The sequence below is a fragment of the Stenotrophomonas maltophilia group sp. vghtpe118 genome (assembly GCF_052605195.1).
In genome coordinates, this window is record NZ_CP199672.1 from 3,721,724 (window position 1) to 3,741,484 (window position 19,761).

Below are 19,761 nucleotides of genomic sequence, written 5' to 3' on the forward strand. Positions count from 1 at the left end.
CTGCGGCGATTCCCGCCAGCCAAATAAAAAAGCCGCCCACTGGGCGGCTTCTTCATTTATCTGGCGGAGAGAGGGGGATCGGATCGACCCGAACCTAACCTCTTGACCCTGCAGTAGATCGCAAACCGGACAGGTGTCCTGTGTTGTGTCCCGCGATTCTAGCGACTCTTGAGGCCAGGCGCAGCCTTCATAGGCCGCTGGGTCCTTTGGACATCTTCGTGTCGCGGCCGGCCGTCTGATGCCCCATTCTCTTGTCCGCTCTTCGCCCCTCCAGTGTTTGAAAATCTGAAGCTTGGACTTTGACGCTCTCTAGGGGGCGGACCAATGCTTTTCTGATTTCATCGATCCTCTGTGAAACCGAGATCTTTGCGCGGCCTTCAATCAGAGGTGTCCAGCCAGGCTGGGGATCTACATGGCTCTCATAGACATCGAATAGATCTAGTGCTGACGCGACAAAGCTGCTTATCTCATCCTTAGAGTTCAGGGGGAGCCAGCCGGAATGCTTGGCACTCCTCGGAGCGCAACCTTCTCTAAGTAAATCGGTGAAAATACTGTAGCCATGTTCCTTGTATCTGACGGCACCGCATTTAAGGTGCATTGTGATGTAGTGTTCGATGACTGATAGTGAGCTGAGAGGTGAGCAATAGATTGCGAAAGGCTCGTATATCAGGTAGTGAGCCCAGTCCAGGCCATTGAGACCATTTGGATTATTTTTGGGTGGCGTAAACCCGGCGAGGATTTCGTAGCAATAGTCTCTTATCCGGCAGAACTGAAGCTCCTTTCCTCTCCCTTTTTCTGGTATTGCAGGTGACATATGACTGGCGTCAAAGCTCCCTATGTTGGATTGCCCGTTCTTAGCTTGGAACACTGCGGCTACAGCAAAGTCGTCGTCATGCCTAATGATTAAAGAAAAGTCGGCACCCGTAGATCGCTCAGAGAGGCAGTCCTTGCCGTTTTTGTTGTGCCTGCGCCATGTGAGTGAAGTCTCAGACGTGCCCGGTGTGCCAGCTGTCGCTAATCGACTTGTCTGACAGAAGGAACCGAGCAATGCTCCGGTGAAACTTTCCTCATCAAGGTCATTCGATAGACCCGATGCGAGCAAATGCACAACAGCCATCTGCAACGATGCGCTTAGTCGGTTTGTCGGAGTTGGTATCCCAAACAAATCAAGCTCACTTTTGATCCAGTCATCTATCTTGGGACTCGTCACAGCAAACCTCATGGGCTTGAGTATTTGAGTCCTGATAGTAGCCGAGTCTGCTCAGTGCGCGAAAGTAGGCGGCTCGCCGGAGTTCCGCCTCGGCGTAAATATAGCCAAGCTGATCCACCTCGCTTGTGATCTGCCTCCGCCATTGGTTTGCCGCTGGACGCTCTATTAGATTCGACCGGATTTTATATAGTGTGTCTTCGTATGAGTGGGGTCCTTTTTGCTGTAGGGCAAGGAATAAAGCCTCTGTCATGTCAGGGTGGTGTAGTCCAAGCAGGCGGACCGACTCATCTATCACATGGATCTCATAAAGCGTCGATTGGCAGCGCGCTCTCCAAAAGTCCATCACCTTTCGCAGGGAGGGAAATCGATAGACTGGAGTGGCAGCGTTCAAAGGTTTTGTGGACCATCGATGCTTTCCCTTTCTTTCCTGATTTAGCGAAATTCCGATTCTCTGCAGGAGGCTGAAAACTTGAATATGGTTCATTTCCATCTTTCCGGGTTTTAGGAAAGCTAGCTGCACTAAGGATTTAGTCAAGTGGGGATTGAGAAAAAAAGGCCGCAATGAGCGGCCCTTGCTGATCTTGATTGCGTGAGATGTTACTGAGTCAGTTGCGCATACATCACGAACAGAAACATCGGCAGCCCGCTGATGATGGCCATGGCTCCAGCAGCGCCCAGCAGCGTCAGCACGGTCATGGCCCACCACTGCCACCATGAGAAGCCCTTGTCCCGCGCCTGGGCTACCCGGGCTTCTGCCGGGTAGAGCCGAGCCGCCTTCCGGCTTGCGCGTCGGGCCATGAGCGGCCCGACGACGAACCCGAAAGGTCCAGTGAGAAGCAGGGCTCCCGAATACCACCAGAAGAACCTGTCCCTGGGAGTCATCAACTTGCGCCGGGTGGGCGTGGTCTGGTCAAGCAGCGGAGGAGGCAGGCTCATTTGGCGTAGGCCCGCCACACCCCGTCTTCCCTGGCATACCTAAGATTTTTACCGATGGGGACCGGAACCCGCCGGCCAGCAATGTCGAGCGTCACCTTTCCGCTGGTATCGCAGCGGTATCCAGCGGCTTCCTTGGCTTCAACGCACCCGTTGAGCTGGAACTCGGGGACGTCGGAGATCTGCCCGGCTCCGCTCTGCTCGAGCAGGGTGACCAGGGCTTTCTGGGCTTCCGCGTTGGAGGGCGGGCCGCCGCAGGCGGTCAGTGCAAAAGCGGTCGCCAAGCCGGCGAAGGCAAGCTTCGGTGCTTTCATAGTCATTCCTTGGGAGTGATGAGGGGCGGCGGTGGGCCGCCCCGGACGGGTAAAGAAAGAGAGGGCTTACCGGTCTCGATTGCCTTCCAGCTTGAACCCCGCGATCCACATCCGGCTGTCCTTGAACGGAGTCAGCATCCCCGACGCCCCCGGGTGCAGGTCGGCGGTCCGAATGAACCCAGAGACCCAGGCCACGCGAAGCGCCACGTCGACGGCCCGGTCGGACACACCTGGTCGGCTCACGTTGAGGACGAACGGCTGGCTGGGCGGGTTGGGGCCGGTAGACCGACTGGCCCCCGTGTTGGCCTTGTTCGAGGGCACTCGAACTCCCATCAGGCTGTCGCGCCCTTTCCAGAGGGCGGCCGTGTTGATTTCGGCCATGTCCCCCAGGTCGTCGACCTCGGTCAGTGCCGCGTTAGCGCAGGTCCGGAACACCTCTGTGGTCGAGGCTGTAGGGCTCGTCCAGATCCGGGCTTCGACGGTCCAGCAGGGCAGGGACACACCCCATTCCTGGAACGTCAGAGCGACCCGAGGCCAGTCCAGTCGGCCCTGCTGGGCCAGCTGATGGTTATCGGACTTGAAGAGCCCAGGCAGCTTCCCCGCGCCATCAATCGGAAGGTAGATGGCTTGGGACCCGGCGGCTTGGCTTCCAAGAGCACCTGCCGGCTTCACCCCAATCATGTTGCCGCCCGCGTCCTTGAGGCTTTTTCCCAGCTGGCGGAAGAAGCCGGGCTTCCCTGACTCCGGGTTGGACTGGCTGGCTTCTTGGGCGGAAACGGCATGGGCACTCAACAGCAGCGTGGCCGCCAGAGCGGTGGCCATCCTTTGGTTCTTCTTCATGAAAACCCCTGTGGTCGGTCGGGAGGGTGCTACATTTCATGAAGAGTCTGCCATGCATTGAGGGACCACGTCATGCTGTCCACCCAAGTTTTCAACCTTCGTTCACGTGCCCAAGGCTTCCCCCCGTTCACTGTTCGCCGCCCGCCTCAAGCAGGCCCGGGAACTGCGCGGCATCGCCAGCCAGCGAGCGCTGGGGGTTCTGATGGGGCTTGATAAGAAGCTAGCGAGCAGCAGGGTCAACCGGTATGAGACTGAGGTCAGCGGGATTGACTTAGATGGGCTCGGGCGTTTGGCCGAAGTGCTGGGCGTGCCAATGGCCTACTTGGTCGCCGAAGATGAGGAAACAGCCGAAGCGATTCTTTGCCTTGGCGACATGAGCGGGAGAGAGCGCGCTCAAGCAATGGAGTTGTTGCGAAAGCTCAAGAAATGAGGTCCGGTCATCTGCTGCAGGATTAAGTACAGCCGGACCCTGCCGTAAACGTCTTAGGGTGCCTTTGCGGCGCTTTTCGCAAAGGCTAAGCGGACAATCAAGGAAGGGGGCAATGGAATGGCTGTTCACATCTCAGATTTGGAAGTTCTTAACTTTCGGTCGTGTATCTCGACGAGCCTGCAACTGACTAGCTTCACGCCGCTAGTGGGATTGAACAACTGCGGAAAGAGCAACTGCCTGACAGCATTGCAGTGGTTAGTTAGGAAGACCAAGCTAGGTTTGGAAGACTTCCATGACCCCGGCCAACCTGTCCAAGTCACCGGGACGATGGTCGGTATAACGGGTGCTGATCTAGATGTCCTAGAAGGCAAGCACCGGAAGAAGATCGAGCCGCACATACAGGATGGGATCCTGCGCATTCGACGGGTCCAGGAAGTGCCTGGCGGAGAGGTGACATTGACGGTTTTAGACCCGGCTACCAACCAGTGGGACCCTAATCCTGCGGGAATCGATAACGCCATCACTGCTCTGTTCCCGGATCCCATCCGCATTGGGGCGATGGAGAATGCGGAGGAGGATGCGAGCAAGGCCAAGACGACGACGACCATAGGCAAGCTGCTTGCATCAATGCTGTCTGCCATTCAAGAGCAGCACGAGCAAACCTTGACTCCTCATTTGGCAGCCATTTTGGGGATGATTTCAGCTGAAGGTGACGACCGTTTTGACGAGTTGGGTCGTATCGATGCGTCCATCAACGGCAAGATCTCGGACCTCTTCCCCGGAATCAGTATCAAACTTGATTTTCCTGTTCCAGCTTTCAACGACCTGATTAAGGCGGGGACCGTCAAGGTCTACGAGGGTGGAGGGCAGGGGCGTTCCTTTGGTTCATATGGGCATGGAGCGCAGCGGGCCATTCAGATGGCCATGGTCCGGCATTTGGCTGACTTGAAGAGAGGGGCGGCAGCCGCTGGTGGCGCGACCTTGCTCCTAGTGGATGAGCCAGAGCTGTTCATGCACCCCTTCGCCGTGGAACAGGTGCGGGAAGCGCTTCGTGCTTTGTCGGAGCTGGGGTATCAGGTGGTGTTCTCGACGCACTCCGCGCAGATGATCCTTGCCAAGGATGCGAAAAACGCATTGTTGATGACCAAGAAGCATCCCCACGGGACAAAAGCAAGGCCGCGCCTGCTATCCGTCATAGAGCAGTTGGTGGAGAATCCTACCCACCAGATGCACCAAATCTTTAGTCTGACCAACTCTTCTCAGGTGTTGTTCGCTGACAAGGTGGTGTTGGCGGAAGGAAAGACAGAGCTTCGATTGCTCCCATGTCTCTTCCAGGCCATTGCAGGTAAGACACTGGGCCAATCGTCGCTGGCGATTGTGCCAATGAGCGGTGTGGCCGACACCAAGAAATCGATAGAGGTCCTCGCGGCTCTGGGTCTTCCAGCGTGCGCCATAGTGGATCTCGATTACGCCTTCCGGCACGCGCAGGCGCATGGGTTCCTCGCCGACGATGACCCTGACATCGCTGCTTGCAGGGAAATCCTTGCGAGACTTGCTCAGAATGATGCCATCACACTGGACGCAAGCGGCCTGCCGAAGAAAGACGCGCGCGGTCCGGCATCTAGGGCATTTGAGGTCCTGGCCGGGGAGGCAGATGCCAGTGCTCACATCGATTCGTTGGTGACCAAGCTCCGAGGTCAATCCATCTGGCTCTGGAGTCGTGGGGCTATAGAGCCTCACGTTGGGCTCGGGCAAAAAACCGAACATGCTTGGCTCACTTGTCAGATTGATATTGAGACCAAGGGTGTGGACGTTACTTGCGCCGATGCAGTAGGAATTCGTGCGATGGTGGATTGGCTGTCTCAGCTTCCGGTTGAAGTCGAGGAAGAACTATGACCTCCAAAATGCGTTCTGCTTTCATGCTGGAAGATCCAGTTAGGCATACGTTGCTCACAGCACACCGCTTCTATGTCCAACAGGCTAAAGATAGGCTGCTTTCGAGGTTCGGGAACATCTCGGCGGAGGCAGATGCGGCAGCAGAAGCTCATTGGGAGGAGTCCGGCCGCAACTTCGACCCCGACATCCACGACGAGGGGGAGCAAGCTGAGGATGCGCAAAATCATGGAATCATGTTCTACGAGCTGCTCTCAGAAATGCATGAGAGGACTCGCCTAAGCGTTGTAGCCGGTATGTTCCATCACTGGGACAAAGCTTGGCGACGGCTCTTGGTGGATCAGCTTCGGCTACCCGGGTTTGTTATAGGTGTCCACTCCAGAAGAGCGATGTGGACGATGGATAGCTCGCAGCTAGAATCGCTAGTAGAGGCGCTTGGATGGAATGCCGCAACGTTCCCAGGATATGCTCGCTTGGATGCGATGCGATTGGTCGTCAATGTGTTCAAGCACGGTGAGGGGCCCTCGATGGATGATCTTCGGCAGGCCTATCCGGAGTTTGTGCCTTTGGTAAACGGGTGGGTTAGGGCTTTTCCTGACGACACCAGCATGAAGGTGACCGATACACATCTGGATGAGTTTGCCGAGGCTATCGAATCGTTCTGGTTGAACGTTCCGCGCGAGCTGAACTTCGACCCCACCGTGCCGCCGAAGTTGCCGAAGGACTTGGAGCGGGCACGAAGGAAGGACTTGGCTTAAGGGAACCCGGGTGGGGTTCCCTTGCGGCATTGAATGGCCAGCTTCAAGTTGGCCTAGCTCTCGATTAGATCATGGATAGAACTTGCGAGGGTCCGACAACGCCGCCTTGAACTGCCCCGCTTGGTAGACCGGAAGTGCCACATCAGGGCGATACTTCTCCAGGACTGCGATCTGCTTTGTTCGTGCCAACGCGGGCTTCTTGTTGAAATACGCCTCGTGCAGCACAGGCACCCGCTTGCTGATGGAGTGGCCGGTGACCAGGGCAATGTCCTCATCGGCCACCCCCATGTGGTGTAGCTCGGTGGCAAGGGTGTGTCGGAAGGCGTGGAACCCGACGCCTTTAGGAAATCCGAGATCCTTCATGTATCTGCTGAACTGGTTGAGGACGCCTTGGCTGTAACGGGCGTTGGTATCGCCATTGTCGCGTCGCACGCCGGCAGACAGGTGGGGGAAGAGGCGAGGATGGCCACAAGCGCGGATGTCCTCCACGAACGCCAGGAAACCAGCATCGAGCAGCGGTTGGGGAATGGGGAGCGTTCGGACGGCTGCTTTGCCTTTTAGGCTTTGGCGGCTCCGGTTCCTGTCTCTGTGGCTCAGGTCCGCGTCTACCGTCTTCTGGATCTTGATGCACCACACGCCTGCCTCTTGGACGATGTCGTTCAACTTCAGCTGAGCGACTTCATTGATACGCGCTCCCGTATGGAGTCCAATCATCGGCACCCACCACCGGTGGGGCGCTTTCATGGCCCAGGGGATGAATGTGTTGGGGGCAAAGATGCGACGCAGATCATCTTCGTCAAACAAACGCTCGGCCTTGTCGGGGTCAATGACCAAGTCCTTCTTTGCCTCTGGGAAAAAGTGCATGGGAGAGCCAACAATGGCTTTTGCTTTGTCCAATCGGCCAAAGAAGGTGACCAGGAACCGTCGATGCTTTTCTACGGTGGCCGGTGCGGGTGGCTGGACACAGAGTGCCTTCCCTTGAGCCACCGCTTGCTCATACGTGTAGTTCCGATATTGCGGGTCTGACTGGAGAAGTGGCGGAGCCCAGCGCATAAGCTCCCAGAGTCGGTAGATATGCACGTGGTCGACCCGGGACACCGGAATATCCCCGCAGGCCATCAGGAGCATCTTCAATGACCGCGCTGTGGCCTCGATGGTGTTGCGTGTCAGGCCCATGCGCTCGCGGTCAGCCAGGTAGTCCCGGATCTCGATAGACAGCAATCGAGCGGGGGCGGCCACGGGGAGAGGCTCAGGGTGGCGCGTGCCATTCTTTCCAAGGAGCGCTCGACGGGTCCGCTCGCAGGCGTCGTTGATGATCTCTTGAGCATGGATGGCTGCTTCCCGGCCGGTCACGATCATTTCGCCAATGCGGACGCGGCCAATGCGCACGTCTGTCAGTTTGAGGGTGCCCGTTGGGTCTGCGAGGTAGGAGTTGAGGTGTTTCGAGGTGGGGGAGGTCACTGCGTTGCTTCCATCTGAAGGATGGAAGTACAGATACTGCGGGCCTAAAAATCGTCAACGAAAAATCGGCTTTTTATTCACGGCCTTAGGCATCGTCTGAGAGGTGCCATTTTGCACGTCTGCCTAGCCAATCGTACTGCCCTAAAACACGCTGGCGTTTACATTAAAATCAATAACTTGCGCTGGTCAGGTCAGTCCATTTTCGGAGTCATTACCGTACTGTTTAACTTATAAAAGCTAACAAGCCCGCGCTGACGGGCGAGCGTAAATATGAACTTAAGGTAAATGACGGTTTGGGTTGGTTAGGCTGTTTTGGCTGAAAAGTGTAGTCCTCCCGTTCCTCTCAAGTCCTTTAACGAATAGGCTGTCCAAAAGAATGAACATTAAGGGCAGCATGGACCGCGACTCCATAAATACATCGTTGGCTGACTGGCGGGCATCGTATAGGCCGCCAACGCTTCACGCGAAGGTCAATCTCTTTGCTATTCGCTGCTTCCGGGACACTGGCGACGGCGACTATGTCGCTGCTCGTCTGGCGATGAGGGCGAGGCTTTACCAGCAGTATTTGGCTTCGGCTGAGCAGTCGGTGGAGAAATATCTCAAGTGTATTCTGATGCTCAATCGTTGCGACACAAGGCGTCTGGGTCACAGAATCCAGGACGCTATGGATCTAGTTCGGTCCTACCTGTCAATCAATCTTTCGCTAACGGAGGTTGAACAAGACGTTTTCGATAACTTGGTCCGATGGGATTTTGATCGCTACCTTATTCGTTCATATCAAGTTGAAGATGTTGAGCTTGGTGGCTTGGATTTACTGGTGTGGCGGCTGAGGCAGTATTGTGAGCCACTTGACGTAGTCCATTACGCAGACGCGCCTTCTCCCGAACTGCTTAGAAAAAACCTGGCTGCTATTGAAGTCCGAAAAATCACTGATCCTAAGGCGGGGCACCTGCCTAACGGGAGTCTGGAGAAGCTCCTGGCGGACAAAAAGCACCCAGCTAGGCAGGGTCTGGTATGGCGCAACCTAAGATTCAATAGCGCCAATCGAAAGCGGACTAGAATGTCTTCTGGCTGGCGTGCGGTGAATTCACCACTAGACATCGCGGAGGACGAGGCTGTTGTAGAGGAGGCAAAGCGTTGGATGAAACTTGGGTAAAGCAATCATCTGGGTGAGAGAGTGAAGCCGCTTTAGCTGCTAGCTAATAGCTATCGATGCGTTCTCCTTTAGGTCATCCAGAACGTATCTAAAGAGGTAGTCTCCGGATGCAGGTACTGTCCAGAACAAAGCTTGCGTGGGATGAGTAATCTGGAATGCAGCGTATCTTGAGCTTAAGGCCACCACTTCTGCCATCGTTTCGTCGTTGAAGTGTGCAGCGGCATTTCTAATGGTCTGGATGGCTTTGGCGCTCTCGTGCGCTTGCGAGAAGGCCGCTAACAGGTGTCCATGTCGCGGCACATTCATCCTTGGAAGGATGGTTGCGAGCACATCGGTATCGCCCCAAGTCACTTCATTTCTAAGAGCGTTAGCTACGTTCCCCCAAGTAGGATGTGCTGGGGTTTTCTTTGCTTTGGCCGCTGCCCCACCAACATGTTGAGGGCTAAGTGCGTCGGGGTGAGCAACTATCGGGACACCTGCAGAAGTTACAGACCCTGTGCATGACAGGACGACGACCGATCTGCAAAAGTGCGCCCATTCTTGCCAAGAACGTGACAGTAGACCCTCGAGAAGACACTCATCGGATAGCGTAAAGTCCGCTGCTGTCGACATCACCTTTGCCTTCCCGGACAGGAAGTTTGAAAGTTCGACGCTGTAGTCGTCAAACTTGTTGGACATAAGTGTGAATACCGGCAGCAGGGCCATGACGATTACCCGGCCGCGTTAAGGAAGGTTTCCCTGAAGCGCCATGCAGAGCCATTTGACTCGGATCTGGCGTTGCGGAGCCCGATTCCCGCCTTCAGCCGATGCGTTTACGAAAGCCGGGAACCTGTCTAGGCTTTTAGTCTCGAAGGCCTCCGCAAGCTCACGGATCTGCGCGGTTGCTCGCTGAGGGTCCGTGAGCCAGTCTCCAGTAGACGCAACTCCGGTGTCGGCAGTCACTCCAGGGAGATCGAACTTGTTGTGCATAAGTGCAGTCAGAAGAGAGTGAAGCATGTGGGGTTTGACAGCGTAGCTACCTTGAATTCCTGAAAGTTGCTGGCGAACCACCTCTAGAGCGCCGCGCACCTTTGCATCTATGTCCGCGAGATCATTTCCGCCCCTTTCGTTCCGAGCGTATATATCAGTCAGGCGCTTTGGGCTCGTGCTTACTATCCCTTCGTCAGCCGCTAAAGCGACATCGGTTACAAACTCTGCGTCGCCCATGCGGACAATCTGCCGGTTGGTAAATACTTTCCAGTCGACCAATATTGAGCCATAGATGTCCAAGATCTGGTTGACCCAGTCTTTAAACTCGCCATAGAACTCGCTGTGACGTTTTTCGGCGGCATTCAGGGGGAGGGTGAAGGCGTTCATCCTTCTGAACATTTGGAGGATGTTCGTTCGGTCCGCGTTGCGGATGACATCCACGGAAACTGTATATGTCCAGAACGAATCTTGCACATCCTGTGGCAAATCGCTAAGTCGCTTTCCAGCGAACTCCGCTGCGTTGCTTCCAAGTGCGAACCCGTCCTCCGCAAACTCGACGATTGTCGTTAGGCGTTGTTGGCCATCCACGATTTCTCTGTGTGGGCGCTTCTGGGCCTTATCGAGCTTCTCGTGAAAATAAACCTTCGGGAAAGGAAAGTCTCGAAGGATGCTATCGATGAAGTAACTCTTGGCGGATGTTGGCCACAAGCCCGACGAGCGCTGATAGTCTTTGTTGACCGTCAGAACTCTGTCCACAAACCATGCTCGCAGTTCTGCGATGGAATATTTTGCTTCTTCTACCTTCATGGTCGGGCTCTTGGATGAAAGTGGGTAGGCGTGCGCGCCTCCCTGCCGCTGCAGTAGGCGCTCCCGTGTAGGTTAACTCATCTGGAAGCGGCTATTCATGTGCAAGGCCGATGTGAGCCGTGCTGTTTGAGGGGAAAAGCTCGAGCCTGCCGGGACTGGCAAGAGCGCACTTAGGCATCCTGGCGGATGCGCGCGCCAAGGGCTTCGCCCCTGGGACCCCAAGCCTCTGCGAGGCTTGCCAACGGCAAAAGCTGGTCCATAAAGAACCTGTTTTCACAGGAGTCTTTATGGCCATCTTCCACACATCAGTCAAAACCTTCAGCCGAGGCAAGGGACAGTCCGCCGTCGCCGCAGCCGCCTACCGGGGCGGTCTACTGCTGTCCGATTTCGCGACCGGGCAACAGCACGACTACCGCCGTAGGAGCGGCGTTGTCGAAACCTTTTGCCTCGCGCCGCCAGATGCACCCGACTGGGCGCTGGTGCCCGGCGAGCTTTGGGCCGTGGCCGAAGCCGCCGAGCGCCGTAAGGACGCTACGGTGGCTCGCGAGTTCGAGCTGTCGTTGCCCCATGAGCTTTCGGACGAACAGCGCGCACACTTGGCGTTCTCCATTGCCGAGGCGTTGGTAGACCGCTACCAGTTCGCCATCCAAGCCAGCATTCACTCTCCTGGAACCCCGGACGGGCTCAACCATCACGTGCACCTGCTTGCCAGCACCAGGCGCATTGGTCCGGATGGGTTTGGACAGAAAACGCGCGAGCTCGATGGGGGCGTGTCGGGGAAAGTGCAGGTTCAATGGGTCCGGGAAATGGTCGCTGAAACGACCAACGCACATCTTGAAGCCGCTGGCCTGACGGTCACGATTGACCACCGCAGCTTGGCAGAGCAGGCTCGGGCGGCGTCGGACCGGGGAGACGAACTCCAGGCGGTGGCATTGTCTCGAGAGCCGACCAAGCACCTGGGCAAGGCGGCTGCCGCGCTGTCCCGAAAGGGCATGGACAGCCGGCTGGTAGCAGAGAATGACGCCATTGAGGCCGGCAACGCCGAACATCTGGACCATCTCACCATTCAAGCTGGGCGTGAGGGCAGGGCCGTGCCCATGCATCCGTCAGTCGGTCATGGCCAAGGTGGCCGTCCGTCCTCCATGCGGGGCTTGGCTCCTGGCTTGGAGATTCGAGGCGTGTCCGGAATGCGGCTGCCTCAGGTCTTGGGCCGCCAGCACGAAGCGAACGAAGATCAGCGGCCCATCAGCCTCGCCGAGCGCGTGGCTCAGGCCCTGCGAGACCTTCAGGACATCGCGCGCGCCAGGGCAGACCTGGCGACCCAGCGCATCAGTGCTGGTCTCGAATGGGCTCAAGCCGAACTTGGGCGGGCTGGGGAGACCGTCCCGTTACGGCAGTGGATCACCAAGGCGGTTCTCCAGGTCCGGGCACTGCGAGCGGCAATCCTGGGGCGTGCCTTGCGATTGGTGTCGCTGGGCAGGGCTGAACGCCTACATCACCTGGCTCAGCACGAATGGGAGCGCTTCAACACCGACTACCCCATGGGAACCAACGGCTACTCGCGCCCCGAATGGACGCAGCGCCGGGAGCGCCGCCTGTCTGCGCTGGAGCAACGGACCAAGGAGCTGGAGAAGGCGCGGTCGCGGGGCTCCGCCGAGGCATTGGCGGAGGTCGATGCGGATGTTCTTCGTAGAGCGACCGAACTGGAGGCCATGCCTTCGCCGTCACAGTTCGTCCTTGAGTGCCAGACCATGGCTCCGGTTGTCGCCGACTCCCCGGTGCCAGTTTTGAAGCCACGGCCGCCCACCCTCCATTGAACGAAAGAGCCCCGCAGATGCGGGGCTTTGCCTTTCAGTGAATCGTCGGTCCAGAAGGCTTTCGAGGAGCCGGCGCGGGAGCCAGCCCGCGTGCCTTGCGCCATTCGTCCGGCGAAATGAATGTTGGCGGCACCTGATCTCGGCTTACAGTCGCCGCCCGTGGGGCAGGTCGCGCCCCGGCGCTGGGCACATAGACTTGCTGCGCTTGTCCGGCAGGTGATGCTGCGAACCGGCGCATCAGAGCGGCGGCTACATCCAGGGCGTGTTGAATATCGGCTTCGCGTTCGGCGACGTCTCTGGTCCCGCTTTGCGCCATGAGGGCGGGCAGAAGGCGGCTGGCGATGCGAAGTTCTACGTTGGCAGGCATTGGATCTTTGAAGCTCTCAGTATGAAGGGTCTTCACATCGAAGCACTTCGTCCCAGATTGGCAAGAGACGGAATCTGCGCTGGTTCACAAATATTGAAGTTGACTCACAATGCCTAGGGATGACAGAAGCCTGCCGGTAACAAAGTCATGCGGCTGTCGATTCGGGTTGTGGTGCCAGTCTGACTAGCCAATGCCCGCCGGGCGCTTGTGTGGCTGTCAGCAGGTCATATGTCTGGATCATGTCCAGGAGGCCGGAGTGGCCGTAGGCCTTCGGCGAGAAGGATGGGTCAGTCCGCTTCAGATAGTGGCCGAGTGTCCCTAGCACCACTTCCCCGTCCGTGGTCCCATCGGCTAGTAAGGCAACCGCGTCGACAAGGAAGCGAGGGCGGCGTTTGGGAATCGGCTTGGCCACTTCGGCTTTGCTGGGCGCGACTTTAGCGGTCGGAGCAGGCGACTCTTCGCAGGTCGCATTCGACTCCGTTGGTTGCCACTCAAAAAACTGGTCGCAGGCGTTACGCAACGCCTCTGGCGTCTTAGCTTCACCCACGATGCAAACCGTGGCTCCTCGTTCTCGAAGCTTACGACACAGGTAGGCGAAGTCGGAGTCACTGGTGACCAAACAGAAGGTGTCTGCGCGCTGGTCGAACATGGCTTCTAAGGCGTCCAGCGCCAACGCGATGTCCGCCGTGTTCTTGCCAGCGGCGTATTGGTATTGCAGGCATGGGGTAAACGCTTGCCGGACGAGTGTTTCCTGCCAACGCTTGGTCAGCGTGGAGTGGTTGCCGTAACCCCTCCGAACCACCACCCGGCCGAACTGCGCTCCCATCAGTAGGGCATGGTCAACGATCTCAGGGTTTACATTGTCGCAATCGACCAACACAGCCACTTTGCTATCGTGAGCGGCGGATCCGTTTGCCATTTTGTTGGTCCTTACGCTGCGATACGTGCGTCAAGGCCTGCATGCTCCCTTAAGAGGTAGAGCAGGCCGCCTCCATCGATCAACTCGATGGGCTTATCCTTTGCGAACTCGAACGCCGCAGTGCCGTAGCCGCTGGTGCAAACTAGGATGCCTTTGCTGGCACCTTCGTTGAGCATGGTTCCGTAGAGGTCCCGAACCGCGCTGACGCCAACTGTGTCCTTATAGCGCTTGGCTTGAATGACGACCTTTCCACCAAGCACCGGCCGGGTGTCGAAGGCCACCGCATCCACGCCGCCGTCGCGGGAGCTGCGTGTCAGCTTTGTATCCAACCCCATTTGACTAAAGAGATTCGATACCAGCGCTTCGAACTCACCAGGGGTCAGCTCCAGCAGGTTGGGCCGCGACTCCAGGCCCGAGAGCACGTCTGTCTGGGCAATGAAGCGCTTATCGACCATGTTGAACTCAACAATCGGCTTGATGGCTTGTAGCTCATCCGGCCGGCTGGATACCTGAGCGCCCAAGTTTCGGAGGCATGGGATCTTTTCTACTCGGTCCAGCCGTAGTTGCAGGAAGGAGGCCTTGGTCGCGCGGACCGAGACCACAGGGACGCGGACCTCTTGCCCAGTGGTGGGGTCGTGTGCATCGACCACGCCATTGAAGGTCACCAACGCTAAGGCATCCGCTTGGTCGGCTTCAAACACCTCGTGCAGTGTGCGCAAGGTGATCGAGGCGATGATGTCCTGGTAGAGCGCTTTGATGTCGCTTGCCTTACGCGCCTTGGCGTCGATAGCATCCCGGGTCTTGACGTAGCGGTAGTCGGCCTCCGTGGGAACGACCGAAAGCTCTGGAAGGTCGTATTCGATGATCAGTTCCTTGGACGCGTCCGCATACGCGAGCTTGTATCGCTGGGGAAAGCCTTGGGTCGGGTATTCCGAGCGTGCCAAGACCATGTCGTTGTAGGCCACGATGGCATCAGGCTCATGGGCCAAGTAGGCGCGTTGGAACTCGTCAACTTCCCCGTTTCGGCGGGCCACGTCGGCCTCGTAGAGGGCGCGAGCAGCCTCGTGTTGAGCACGCAGGTCAGCCAGCTTCTGCTTCTTTAGCGTCTCTGCCCGTTGGAACTGGTCGAGGATTTGCTGGTGGGCCTGTTGCGCCGCCGCCAATGCAGCCGCGTGCTTCTTCCCGGCTCCCGGCCAAAAGCGGGCAAGGCCCGTCGGTGGGACGATCTCCGCAGCGGCTGGTGCGAAGCCGGGCACCAACTCCTTCGGCACCTCAAAGGCAGGGTGGGGGGCGGTGTGACGTAGGCTGTCAAAGCGGATGGTGTCGTTCACCGACAGGGTGTGCACCAGCAACCCCTCGAGCTCCTCCAGGCGGTCCTTCAACTCGGCGTTGAGATCGTCGACCTCGCCCTGTCGATCTTCTAGGTATCCCGCTTTGGCTTGGCGAGCGGCTTCACGTTCCGACAGCTCGTAGGCGCGAATCTCTCGCAACAGCTGTGCGGCCGCCATGCGCTCTTGGCGCTCCAACTGCCTCTGTTGAGTGGCTTGCACCCTCTGCTGGCGTTTGGTCTCCCGCTCTGCCGCCGCCGCTGCCCGGCCGGCTGCCCGCAAAAACCCTTCTAAGCCGCTTCGCCGTCCCATACATCCTCCTGATGTTGAAAAGCTAAAAAGACAAACCGCTTCACCCGCCGTCGCGGGGGGGGTAGCGCTTTAACCGGTCAGGAGACTCCTGAGGACCGGCAGATTTAACCCATACGAAAGCACCGCCAGCCCCGGCGAGACGCCTTTAAGGCCTTCCAGCTTTTCCCGGACCGTGAAGGTCCTGCTGTAGGTCGCATGGTGCTCGTCGTCCAGCTCATGGCCCACCAGTTGGGCCCGGAGTTCGGACACTACGCCAGCGCCCTGAAGCTCTTGGATGAGGGTCTTGCGCAACGAATGGAAGCCCCTTTTGGCTTCCGGCCAGTTCGCCCCGACCTGTTCCAGGTGTCGGCCAAACGCCTTCGTGATCCAGTTGCCCGCACCGTTTTTGGCGTTCGCCTTGGCGGCGGGGAAGAGCCGTGGTGCCTTCTGCGCTCGAAGGGTGCCCACCCAGTCCAAGAAGCCCAGCTCAATGAGGTCGGGATGCACGGGGATGGTGCGCAGGCTCACCTCGGTTTTGACCTTCTGGTGCTCCCCCTCGTCAGAAATACGGATGCAGGGCAGTCCGTCCACCGTCAAGACATCCTCGACCAAGAGCTGACCGACCTCTGATGCCCGGGCACCCGTGTAGAGGCCCAGCAACGAGGCCCAACGGGCGGACAGGGCCAGGTCTTGGAACGCGGCGGGTGCGAACAGCGCTTGGACCTGATGACTGTCATAGGCTTTGAAGCCGAACTTCTTCCGCGCCCGCTTCTCCCTAGTAGAGTAAGTGATATGGCCGGCCGCTGGGTTGTCGCCTTTGGGGTAGTGGCCGGATGCAATCGCCCATTCGAAAAACCCTCCGCGGCCGCCGACATAACTTTGCTTGTTCGTAAGGGTGGGGGTGGCTGCGCCCCCGTCTCGCATGAACTGATACCACCGAGCCAGGTCGGACCGGGTGACCGAGTGGAGTTTGGCCTTTTCCCCCAGGAAGGACACCAGTGCCTCGATGGCGGTCTTTTTAATGGTGAACGTTTTGGGGAGGCAGCCGGGCTGGATGCTGGCCAGCCAAGCGTCGCGGGCCTTGCCCAGGGTGATGGTCTCCACGGCAGGCTTGGTCACGCGACGGGCCACGGGCATGGGCGGCACGCCCTCACGGATCAACTCGCTCAGCTCACTGGGCTGAGAGGCAGAGAGCTCCATCATCTGCTGATAGAGCCTGACATCGTCTGGCGTGTCGATTTGCCAGTGCTCGGTCACCGTCCCGTCTGCTGTCTTGGTCCGGTTCAAGATCAACTGCTGTAGCGGGTCGCCATCGGTCAGGCGCCTGAGCAGCGCGTCGATGTCCTCTTCCTTGATTCCCATGCGTTGCTCCCTCAACACGTCGAAGGCTTGAGCATAGCGCGCCGCCAGTTGCAGGGCGCGCAACTGGGCCACGGCCAGCTCGGACGTGCGCAGGGTGCGCTTGAAGATGCGCCGGCCAACGATGGCCTGGAGATCGGTGGGGACCCGTTGCCGGAAAGACCAGAGCCCTGAGGGCGCGCGAACGAGGTGGTGTGGGATGCGCATCGAGAGATGTGTCCCGATTTGTGTCCCGCCGAAGGTCGCCTCAGAAAAGCAAAAACCCCTGCGTAAACAGGGGTTTGCGTAATCTGGCGGAGAGAGGGGGATTCGAACCCCCGAAGCGCGGTTTAGACGCTTACACACTTTCCAGGCGTGCTCCTTCAACCACTCGGACACCTCTCCGGATCCCTGCCATCGGCTAACGCCTCAGCAGGGGCGCAGATTCTAGCGGGCGGCGCGGCCGGACACAAGCGCCCAGATCAGGGACGCATCCGGGGGCATTGTTGGCGAAGGGGCTGGACAGGCATGGCACAATGGAACTTCCGATGGAAAACGGTGGCCTGATGTCCTATCTCGTCCTTGCCCGCAAGTGGCGTCCGAAGCGTTTTGCCGAGCTGGTGGGCCAGGAGCATGTGGTCCGTGCGCTCAGCAATGCGCTGGACAGCGGCCGGGTCCACCACGCGTTCCTGTTCACCGGTACCCGTGGCGTGGGCAAGACCACCATCGCGCGCATCTTCGCCAAGTCGCTCAACTGCGAGCAGGGCACCAGTGCCGACCCGTGCGGCCAGTGCGCCGCCTGCCTGGACATCGACGCCGGTCGCTACATCGACCTGCTGGAAATCGACGCCGCGTCCAACACCGGCGTGGACGACGTGCGCGAGGTGATCGAGAACGCGCAGTACATGCCTTCGCGCGGCAAGTACAAGGTCTACCTGATCGACGAAGTGCACATGCTGTCCAAGGCGGCGTTCAACGCACTGCTGAAGACGCTGGAAGAGCCGCCGGAGCACGTGAAGTTCCTGCTGGCCACCACCGACCCGCAGAAGCTGCCGGTCACCGTGCTCAGCCGCTGCCTGCAGTTCAATCTCAAGCGCCTGGACGAAGACCAGATCCAGGGCCAGATGACCCGCATCCTGGCGGCGGAAGAGATCGAGGCCGACGGCAGCGCCATCGTGCAGTTGGCCAAGGCCGCTGACGGCAGCCTGCGTGACGGCCTGTCACTGCTGGACCAGGCGATCGCCTATGCCGGCGGCGCGCTGCGCGAGGATGTGGTGCGCACCATGCTGGGCACTGTGGATCGCACCCAGGTGGCAGCGATGCTCGATGCGCTGGCCGAGGGCGATGGCCCGCGCCTGCTGCAGGTGGTGGCCGCGTTGGCCGAATTCTCGCCGGACTGGAGTGGCGTGCTGGAAGCGCTGGCCGAAGGCCTGCATCGCATCCAGGTGCAGCAGCTGGTGCCGGGCGCCGCCGTGGCGGAAGGCCTGGATGTGGCGGCATTCGCCGAGCGCCTGCGCCCGGAAGTGGTGCAGCTCTGGTACCAGATGGCCTTGAATGGCCGTCGCGACCTGCCACTGGCACCGAGCCCGCGCGCGGGCTTTGAAATGGCGGTGCTGCGCATGCTGGCGTTCCGTCCGGCCGCAGCGGTACCGCCGGTGCCGAAGGCCGTCGACGGTGCGGTGGGAGGCACGCCGGGTGGCAACGCTGCCGGTGGTGGCGCCCATGCCGGAAGCCATGAAGCGACGCCGGCTGCTGCCGTCGCTTCGGCCAGCCCGGCCGTGGCGGCGCAGGTGGCCGCTCCGGCGGCTGCACCGCGCGAACCTGAACCCGAACCCGAGCCGGCCCCGCAACCGGAGCCGGATCCGACGCCTGAACCCGAGCCGGTTCCGGTGGAAGAGCCCGTGTCACCGCCGCCGGTGAAGGCCGAGGCGCTGGCGCCTGCCATCGCTGCAGAGGCAAGCGATGACCTGCCGCCGTGGGCCACCGACGAAGCCGAGGCGCGGGATGGGGCTCTGGCGGCCGAGATGGCCGGCCCGGATGCCGCCATGGTCGCGCCCTGGCATGAACCGCCGGCTCCCGCCGCGGATCTAGGCGAGCCTGCGCCGCCGGAGCGTTCGTTCCGCGCCGAAGGTATTGCCATTGCGCCGGCCGAATCGGCTCCGGCGCGTGAGGCCGCACCGCAGGAAGGTGTCAGCGAGCTGGCCACTGCCGAAGACTGGCTGGACCTGGTCGCCAACAGCGGTCTCAGCGGCCCCTCGCGGCAGCTGGCTGCCAACGCCGCCTTCATCAGCTGCCAGCACGGGACCTTGAAACTGGGCCTTTCGCCCGGATTTGAGTACCTGCGCTCGGAGCGCGCGCTGGCTGCCCTGGGCGAGATGCTGGAGAAGGCCCTTGGCCAGGCGCCGAAGATCGTGGTCGAGACCGTGGAAACCGAACACGTTCCGGCCGAGACCCTGCATCAGCGTGCCGACCGCCAGCGTGGCGAGCGGCAGCGGGTGGCAGAGGCCGTTTTCATGGACGACCCGGAAGTGCAGGTGCTGATCCAACAGCACGGTGCCCGGGTTGTTTCCGATTCCATCCGTTCTTTTGACGAGTAAGACACTATGCGCGGCAATATCGCCCAACTGATGCAGCAGGCCCAGAAGATGCAGGAAAACCTGCAGAAGGCCCAGGAAGAAATCGCCAGGATCGAAGTGACCGGCAGTGCCGGCGGCGGCATGGTCAGCGTGACCCTGACCGGCGCCAAGGAATGCCGCAAGGTGCGCATCGACCCGTCGCTGACCAGCGACCCGGAGATGCTGGAAGACCTGATCGCCGCCGCCTTCAATGATGCCTCGAACAAGATCGATGCCGAGTCGAAGTCGAAGATGGGTTCGGCCACCGCCGGCATGCAGCTGCCGCCGGGCATGAAGCTGCCGTTCTGATTGCCA

Annotated in this window: 17 protein-coding genes and 1 tRNA gene; 7 read left to right on the plus strand and 11 right to left on the minus strand. The window is 59.4% G+C overall.

Features of this window, described 5'->3' with window-relative positions; all coding sequences use genetic code 11:
* Nucleotides 1-187: 187 nt before the first annotated feature.
* The 4 genes from ACUDTM_RS16955 to ACUDTM_RS16970 form a co-directional block, all read right to left on the minus strand.
* Nucleotides 188-1,210: a hypothetical protein gene (locus tag ACUDTM_RS16955; RefSeq protein ID WP_143566769.1), complete on the minus strand. Its 1,023-nt coding sequence runs from the start codon at nucleotides 1,208-1,210 to the stop codon at nucleotides 188-190.
* 597 nt (nucleotides 1,211-1,807) lie between these two features.
* Nucleotides 1,808-2,146, minus strand: a complete 339-nt coding sequence (locus ACUDTM_RS16960) for a hypothetical protein (RefSeq protein WP_049450932.1) — start codon at nucleotides 2,144-2,146, stop codon at nucleotides 1,808-1,810.
* Entirely contained in the window at nucleotides 2,143-2,457 is a 315-nt protein-coding gene (locus ACUDTM_RS16965; RefSeq protein ID WP_049450934.1) for a hypothetical protein, read from the minus strand. Before ACUDTM_RS16965 ends, ACUDTM_RS16960 begins: the two co-directional genes overlap by 4 nt.
* A 66-nt stretch (nucleotides 2,458-2,523) precedes the next feature.
* Nucleotides 2,524-3,297 (minus strand): hypothetical protein, encoded by a 774-nt coding sequence (locus ACUDTM_RS16970; RefSeq protein WP_080356175.1) that lies wholly within the window; start codon nucleotides 3,295-3,297, stop codon nucleotides 2,524-2,526.
* A gap of 130 nt (nucleotides 3,298-3,427) precedes the next feature.
* Between ACUDTM_RS16970 and ACUDTM_RS16975 the strand changes: the two genes are divergently transcribed.
* From ACUDTM_RS16975 to ACUDTM_RS16985, 3 genes are all read left to right on the plus strand, one after another.
* Nucleotides 3,428-3,727: a helix-turn-helix domain-containing protein gene (locus tag ACUDTM_RS16975; RefSeq protein WP_049450942.1), complete on the plus strand. Its 300-nt coding sequence runs from the start codon at nucleotides 3,428-3,430 to the stop codon at nucleotides 3,725-3,727.
* 117 nt (nucleotides 3,728-3,844) lie between these two features.
* Nucleotides 3,845-5,623 carry an ATP-dependent nuclease gene (locus ACUDTM_RS16980; RefSeq protein WP_049450938.1) on the plus strand — a complete coding sequence of 593 codons (1,779 nt, stop codon included), beginning with the start codon at nucleotides 3,845-3,847 and terminating at the stop codon, nucleotides 5,621-5,623.
* Nucleotides 5,620-6,378 carry a hypothetical protein gene (locus ACUDTM_RS16985; RefSeq protein WP_065427964.1) on the plus strand — a complete coding sequence of 253 codons (759 nt, stop codon included), beginning with the start codon at nucleotides 5,620-5,622 and terminating at the stop codon, nucleotides 6,376-6,378. The genes ACUDTM_RS16980 and ACUDTM_RS16985 overlap by 4 nt, the downstream gene beginning before the upstream one ends.
* 69 nt (nucleotides 6,379-6,447) lie before the next feature.
* On the opposite strand, the gene ACUDTM_RS16990 is transcribed toward ACUDTM_RS16985, so the two are convergent.
* On the minus strand, nucleotides 6,448-7,839 hold the full coding sequence (locus tag ACUDTM_RS16990) for a site-specific integrase (protein ID WP_343646315.1): 1,392 nt from the start codon (nucleotides 7,837-7,839) through the stop codon (nucleotides 6,448-6,450).
* Nucleotides 7,840-8,233: 394 nt separating this feature from the next.
* Here ACUDTM_RS16990 and ACUDTM_RS16995 point away from each other — a divergent pair, with 394 nt between their 5' ends.
* The gene (locus tag ACUDTM_RS16995) at nucleotides 8,234-8,995 is read left to right on the plus strand and encodes a hypothetical protein (RefSeq protein WP_053092253.1); all 762 of its coding nucleotides are present in this window, start codon (nucleotides 8,234-8,236) and stop codon (nucleotides 8,993-8,995) included.
* A 39-nt stretch (nucleotides 8,996-9,034) separates the two neighbouring features.
* Here ACUDTM_RS16995 and ACUDTM_RS17000 read toward each other — a convergent pair whose 3' ends face one another.
* Nucleotides 9,035-9,700: a hypothetical protein gene (locus ACUDTM_RS17000; protein WP_141653589.1), complete on the minus strand. Its 666-nt coding sequence runs from the start codon at nucleotides 9,698-9,700 to the stop codon at nucleotides 9,035-9,037.
* Between the two features lie 18 nt (nucleotides 9,701-9,718).
* Nucleotides 9,719-10,771 carry a DUF262 domain-containing protein gene (locus ACUDTM_RS17005; RefSeq protein ID WP_049450264.1) on the minus strand — a complete coding sequence of 351 codons (1,053 nt, stop codon included), beginning with the start codon at nucleotides 10,769-10,771 and terminating at the stop codon, nucleotides 9,719-9,721.
* Nucleotides 10,772-11,058: 287 nt separating this feature from the next.
* Here ACUDTM_RS17005 and ACUDTM_RS17010 point away from each other — a divergent pair, with 287 nt between their 5' ends.
* Nucleotides 11,059-12,588 carry a MobA/MobL family protein gene (locus tag ACUDTM_RS17010; RefSeq protein ID WP_343646310.1) on the plus strand — a complete coding sequence of 510 codons (1,530 nt, stop codon included), beginning with the start codon at nucleotides 11,059-11,061 and terminating at the stop codon, nucleotides 12,586-12,588.
* A 512-nt stretch (nucleotides 12,589-13,100) separates the two neighbouring features.
* On the opposite strand, the gene ACUDTM_RS17015 is transcribed toward ACUDTM_RS17010, so the two are convergent.
* From ACUDTM_RS17015 to ACUDTM_RS17030, 4 genes are all read right to left on the minus strand, one after another.
* On the minus strand, nucleotides 13,101-13,874 hold the full coding sequence (locus ACUDTM_RS17015) for an NYN domain-containing protein (protein ID WP_049450268.1): 774 nt from the start codon (nucleotides 13,872-13,874) through the stop codon (nucleotides 13,101-13,103).
* A gap of 11 nt (nucleotides 13,875-13,885) precedes the next feature.
* A complete protein-coding gene (locus ACUDTM_RS17020) occupies nucleotides 13,886-15,382 on the minus strand; it encodes a restriction endonuclease (protein ID WP_199134953.1) in 1,497 nt (498 codons plus the stop codon).
* Nucleotides 15,383-15,583: 201 nt separating this feature from the next.
* A complete protein-coding gene (locus ACUDTM_RS17025) occupies nucleotides 15,584-17,059 on the minus strand; it encodes a DUF6538 domain-containing protein (RefSeq protein ID WP_099539857.1) in 1,476 nt (491 codons plus the stop codon).
* An 84-nt stretch (nucleotides 17,060-17,143) separates the two neighbouring features.
* Nucleotides 17,144-17,236: transfer RNA gene (locus ACUDTM_RS17030), tRNA-Ser, on the minus strand.
* Between the two features lie 161 nt (nucleotides 17,237-17,397).
* Between ACUDTM_RS17030 and dnaX the strand changes: the two genes are divergently transcribed.
* Nucleotides 17,398-19,428 carry a DNA polymerase III subunit gamma/tau gene (gene dnaX / locus ACUDTM_RS17035; RefSeq protein WP_072168274.1) on the plus strand — a complete coding sequence of 677 codons (2,031 nt, stop codon included), beginning with the start codon at nucleotides 17,398-17,400 and terminating at the stop codon, nucleotides 19,426-19,428.
* A 6-nt stretch (nucleotides 19,429-19,434) separates the two neighbouring features.
* On the plus strand, nucleotides 19,435-19,755 hold the full coding sequence (locus ACUDTM_RS17040) for a YbaB/EbfC family nucleoid-associated protein (RefSeq protein WP_019659509.1): 321 nt from the start codon (nucleotides 19,435-19,437) through the stop codon (nucleotides 19,753-19,755).
* Nucleotides 19,756-19,761: the final 6 nt, after the last annotated feature.